The following is a 1,910-nucleotide window of genomic DNA, read 5'->3' as shown; positions in this document are numbered from 1 at the left end:
ATAATGGAATACATTATGGGCAAGGGAATCTATTTTGCGAACATCGCGGACAGAGACTTCTTTATGGTTGACGAATTTGATAGTATCGAATAAGTTCTATCGATTTGATTTATATATGTGGAATCCCTAGAAATAGGGATTTTTCATTTGCGGTGTTCAGTAATGACCCCTAATTGTAAAAAACGGCAATGGTATACGACCATCAGCGGAAATAAATGAGCATGATAAAATAACAAATAACTAACTGATTTACAATTGATTATATTTAAGATTAAGGTGTTCAATTTATCCGTTTTCAGTGGTTCTCATTATCCGTCCCATCCAAATATATTATGGAAGAAAAAAAAGGCCATTACTTATCGAAGTTTCCGAGGGTAGGTTCTAGTCCTCCGGATTATAGATATTATATGCAAAAGCATATAATACCGCAAAAAATAACAAATTTATATGCTTTTGCATATAAATTACATATAATTGATTAATTTTATATCTAAAAACATATAATGAATAGTCTATCTGAGTTTGTAAAAGCCCGAAGGAATGAGGTGAACCTGACCCAAGAAGAGTTCGCCGAACGAGCAGGTGTTGCCCTGACCGTAGTCCGGAAAATAGAGCAGGGCAAAACAAATCTGAATATGGATAAAGTCAATCTTATACTAAGTATGTTCGGGCATACACTTGCCGCCGTTCCAATCAAAACACTAAAAAATAGAGATGCCGCAGACCAATGAGAAAAGCGATTATATTGTATAATGACCTAAAGGCCGGGGAGCTTATCGAGACCGATGATGGTGAGTATATATTCCAATACGATAACCACTATGTGGATACACATCCCCAGCAATTCATAATTTTTTCCATGCCTGTTCGCAAGGAGCCCTATAAAGAAAATAGGCTTTTTCCATTTTTTGAAGGATTGATCCCCGAAGGCTGGTTATTGGATATTGCCACCAAAAACTGGAAGTTAAATCCAAATGACCGAATGGGACTGCTATTGGCCTGTTGTCAAAACTGCATAGGAGCGGTGAGTGTTAAACCCATAATAGAGAGCCATGAAGCATAAGTGTTTGTACTGTTATGGGGACCTAACCGGGGAAGTTGATTTTCACAAGACCTGTAGTCTGTCATTTTTTGGAAAAAAAGAAGCTCCCAAATTGGAATATACCTTGGACCAAATGTCGGAACTGGCCAAGAACGTCGTAGAGCGCAGCATCTCAGTTCCAGGGGTGCAGCCCAAGCTATCCATGTCATTGATCAATGAGGTTAAAGATATCGGTGACTTTCGATTGACCGTAGTCGGAGCCTTGGGCGGCAATTATATTTTTAAACCCCCATCGAGCGAATATCCCGAAATGCCGGAAAACGAACATGTGACCATGCGTATCGCTGAATCATTCGGCATAAAGACCGTGCCTTCCTGTTTGATCCGTTTGAAATCAGGCGAACTGTCCTATATAACCAAACGAATTGATAGAACCGACGACGGCCATAAAATCCACATGCTCGATATGTTTCAAATAACCGAAGCTTTTGATAAGTATAAAAGTTCCATGGAAAAAATTGGAAAGGCTTTACTGGAACATTCGGCCAATACCTTGTTGGATATGGTCTTCTTTTTTGAGCTGAGCCTGTTCAGTTTTTTAACGGGCAACAATGATATGCATCTCAAGAATTTCTCGATGATAAAATCCACCTCAGGTTGGCTATTGGCCCCGGCCTGGAAACGCCGGACATGGTATACCATCTTCGCCGGATAGAATTGAGCACCCTCAAGACTAACGCAATAGCCTGATTTTAAAATCACTAACTCCAAAAATTAGGTGGCTCTCAATTTCCGTTTTTGGTGGTCTCAACCATCTGGCTCATCCACCATGACACAAGTACAGGCCCAAAATGACCATACGGGCACG

General features: G+C 40.1%; 3 protein-coding genes. All 3 read left to right on the top strand.

The window, feature by feature from the left end:
• Nucleotides 1-503: 503 nt before the first annotated feature.
• From K1F36_RS19925 to K1F36_RS19915, 3 genes are read left to right on the top strand one after another with little or no spacing between them, the layout of a single operon-like run.
• Nucleotides 504-731: a helix-turn-helix domain-containing protein gene (locus tag K1F36_RS19925; RefSeq protein ID WP_220115352.1), complete on the top strand. Its 228-nt coding sequence runs from the start codon at nt 504-506 to the stop codon at nt 729-731.
• Nucleotides 728-1,063: a HipA N-terminal domain-containing protein gene (locus K1F36_RS19920; RefSeq protein WP_220115351.1), complete on the top strand. Its 336-nt coding sequence runs from the start codon at nt 728-730 to the stop codon at nt 1,061-1,063. The genes K1F36_RS19925 and K1F36_RS19920 overlap by 4 nt, the downstream gene beginning before the upstream one ends.
• On the top strand, nt 1,053-1,757 hold the full coding sequence (locus tag K1F36_RS19915) for a HipA domain-containing protein (protein WP_220115350.1): 705 nt from the start codon (nt 1,053-1,055) through the stop codon (nt 1,755-1,757). The genes K1F36_RS19920 and K1F36_RS19915 overlap by 11 nt, the downstream gene beginning before the upstream one ends.
• Nucleotides 1,758-1,910: the final 153 nt, after the last annotated feature.

Origin of the sequence: Flagellimonas abyssi, assembly GCF_019457905.1 — a bacterium.
Lineage (GTDB): Bacteria > Bacteroidota > Bacteroidia > Flavobacteriales > Flavobacteriaceae > Flagellimonas > Flagellimonas abyssi.
The sequence above is the reverse complement of the archived record's forward strand: the minus strand, read 5'-3'. Positions and strand labels throughout refer to the sequence as shown.

Coding starts and splice junctions, on each gene's coding strand:
- K1F36_RS19925 (WP_220115352.1), top strand. CDS start 504: ATGAATAGTCTATCTGAGTTTGTAAAAGCCCGAAGGAATGAGGTGAAC.
- K1F36_RS19920 (WP_220115351.1), top strand. CDS start 728: ATGAGAAAAGCGATTATATTGTATAATGACCTAAAGGCCGGGGAGCTT.
- K1F36_RS19915 (WP_220115350.1), top strand. CDS start 1,053: ATGAAGCATAAGTGTTTGTACTGTTATGGGGACCTAACCGGGGAAGTT.